The organism is Bradyrhizobium uaiense (assembly GCF_010811875.1).
Classification (GTDB): Bacteria; Pseudomonadota; Alphaproteobacteria; order Rhizobiales; family Xanthobacteraceae; genus Bradyrhizobium; species Bradyrhizobium uaiense.
This window is the reverse complement of the sequence record NZ_VKHP01000449.1, coordinates 1-2,576: the sequence shown is the minus strand read 5'-3', so window position 1 is coordinate 2,576 and position 2,576 is coordinate 1. Positions and strand designations below refer to the sequence as shown.

Annotated in this window: 1 protein-coding gene and 1 pseudogene; one reads left to right on the top strand and one right to left on the bottom strand. The window is 61.0% G+C overall.

Annotated features, from left to right (window positions below; translation table 11 throughout):
• Positions 1-88 precede the first annotated feature (88 nt).
• Positions 89-1,474, bottom strand: a complete 1,386-nt coding sequence (gene ltrA, locus FNJ47_RS45565; RefSeq protein WP_206685410.1) for a group II intron reverse transcriptase/maturase — start codon at positions 1,472-1,474, stop codon at positions 89-91.
• Between the two features lie 578 nt (positions 1,475-2,052).
• Here ltrA and FNJ47_RS45560 point away from each other — a divergent pair.
• Positions 2,053-2,576 (top strand): annotated as a pseudogene (locus FNJ47_RS45560) (tyrosine-type recombinase/integrase); the annotation flags it as partial.

Below are 2,576 nucleotides of genomic sequence, written 5' to 3'. Positions count from 1 at the left end.
GGATTGATCGGGATAGGGGGGTGCCTCACGACACCGCCCCTCCCACACCACCAGGCATACGGGTCCGTACCATGGCGGTTCGACCGAGTTATGCTTCGGCGGGCACGTAGAGTCGGGGAAGCCCGAGTTGATCGAACGCGTGGTTGCGCAGGGCTTTCTGGATCACCGGATGTCCTGACATGCGCCAGGGCCCCGTCGATGCTGAACTGGCGGTAGTCGCTGCTTGGATCTTTGAGACGCCACGACGGCGCAGTTCCTTGAAGCGATTGTGCCCGTTCCGCCACTGCCGCCAAAGATACATGCGTAATCTTCGGCGGATCCATGCTTCCAGGTTCGTGAGCACCACGGGGGTCTGGCAGAAGCCGAAGTATCCACGCCAGCCGATGAGGTATGGCCTTAGATCTTCGACCAACCGCGACAGACTGACCCCGCGCGTCCGGCGGGTCATGTCCCGAATCCGCGCCTTGAACACATCGAGGGCCTTTGGCGCGATGCGCCTCTCGCCTCCGTCGTTCGAGACACTGAATCCCAGGAACTTGCGCTCCTCCGGGCGTGCCACCGCGCTTTTCGCCTCGTTGACCCTCAGCCGCAGCTTGTGGGTCAGGAACCGGCTCACCGAAGTCATGACCCGTTCACCGGCGCGGTAGCTGCGAACATAGATGTTGCAGTCATCGGCGTAACGGCAGAAACGGAGACCGCGTCGGGCCAGCTCCTTGTCGAGGTCGTCGAGCACGAGGTTGCTTAAGAGGGGCGAGAGCGGGCCGCCTTGCGGGGTCCCTTCCTCCACCGGTCGGACCAAACCATCCTCCATCACCCCGGCCTTGAGAAAGGCCCGGATGAGTTTGAGCACTCGTTTGTCGGTCACCCGTTTGGCGACGCGCCCCATCACGCTGTCATGATTGACACGGTCGAAAAACTTTTCGAGGTCGAGATCAACCACGATGTTGTAGCCCTCGGCGACGTAATGCTGCGCCTGGGCCACCGCTTGATGAGCGGAGCGTTCCGGTCGGAAGCCGTAACTGTACTCAGAGAACGTCGGGTCCCATCGCTCTTGGAGAACTTGCAGCAAGGCTTGCTGGATCAGTCTGTCGACGACGCATGGCACGCCGAGCTTTCTGACCCCGCCGTCCGGCTTGGGTATTTCGACCCTCTTGACCGGTTGCGGCTGGTAGGTCCCCTCGAGCAGCTGGGATCGAATGTTTGGCCAGTGCTTACGCAGGTAGCCTTTGGCGTCTTCGATGGTCATCCCATCAACGCCGGGGCCGCCCTTGTTTCCTTGCACACGTTTCCACGCAATTTCGAGATTTCCTCGGGCGCACACCTCCTCCATCAATGGTTTCGCAAAAGCCGGGCTTTCGGGGTTTGGCTTCGCCACAAGTGGTTCGGTCCCTTCGCATCCGCGGCCACGGGTTTCACCCCTGTCCTCGGTTGCCAAGGCCAGCTCGTACTGGGTCTTCTGCCGCTTTCCACTCATGAGTTGCCAATCCTATTTGCCACTCTCAATCGTTCGGGCCTTCGGCCATCGTTTCCGGCTCGGCCTATCCGTTGCTCCGCCTTTCGGCCTTGGAGTGCCTCAATAGCCTTGCCGACTGCTTGACCTGATATACCCTCTGCTGACTTCTGCCTCGCGGTCAGATGGTCTTTCGGCCACCTCAGTCGCCAGAGGCGACACGCGGCAGATCTCCCGGGGTAAGCTCAGTCGCCTTCGGCGCACAACCGCCGGATCTACGCTTCGCGTCTTTGATGGATCTGGACTTCGCGATTCGTTGCCCGCTCGTCCGACGCTTGCGCCTCGTATCCGGTTTTTGTTCATCGGCTCGCGCCTTTGTTTCGCGCTTCCTTCAGACTCCGCCTCGCGGCGACAGCCCTTGCGCATCACTACCCTTCACCTCCATCAGGTTGGTGGAGGACTTTCACCTCCGAGCTACTGAGCATGCCCGGCACACAACGAAGCCGCTGGCGCGGCATGTAGGGAGGCATAGCAAGGATCGCCTCCTGTCTGAGAGGATTGCGGGTTTTCGAAGCCCAACCCTTTAGACAGGAGATTTTCCGATGGCTGAGATCAGCCCACTTCGCCGCCGCATGATCGAGGACATGACGGTCCGCAATCTGTCACCGGCGACGCAGCAATCCTACCTCAACGCCGTGGCGAAGTTGAGCCGGTATTTCGGTCGCTCTCCCGACCGCCTTGATCTGGAGGATATCCATGCCTTCCAGGTTCATCTGGTGGCGACGGGGATGTCCTGGCCGGCGCTGAACCAGATCGTGTGCGCGCTGCGGTTCTTCTACGGTGTGACGCTTGGTCATGACACCGTCCGGAACGCATCGCCTATGCGCGCCAACCGCGCAAGTTGCCGGTCGTGCTGAGCGCCGACGAGGTGGTGAGCTTTCTGGAGGCGATCCCGAGCCTGAAGAGCCGTACCGCGCTGACCACGGTCTATGCCGCCGGACTGCGCGTATCGGAAGTGGTCCTCTTGAAGGTTGTCGACATCGACAGCCAACGGATGTTGATCCGGGTCGAGCACGGCAAGGGCGGCAAGGACCGTTACGTTATGCTCTCGCCTCAGCTTTTGAGG

What these genes read in the sequence shown, in the direction of transcription:
- ltrA (WP_206685410.1), bottom strand. Translation starts at nt 1,474, where the DNA reads ATGAGTGGAAAGCGGCAGAAGACCCAGTACGAGCTGGCCTTGGCAACC.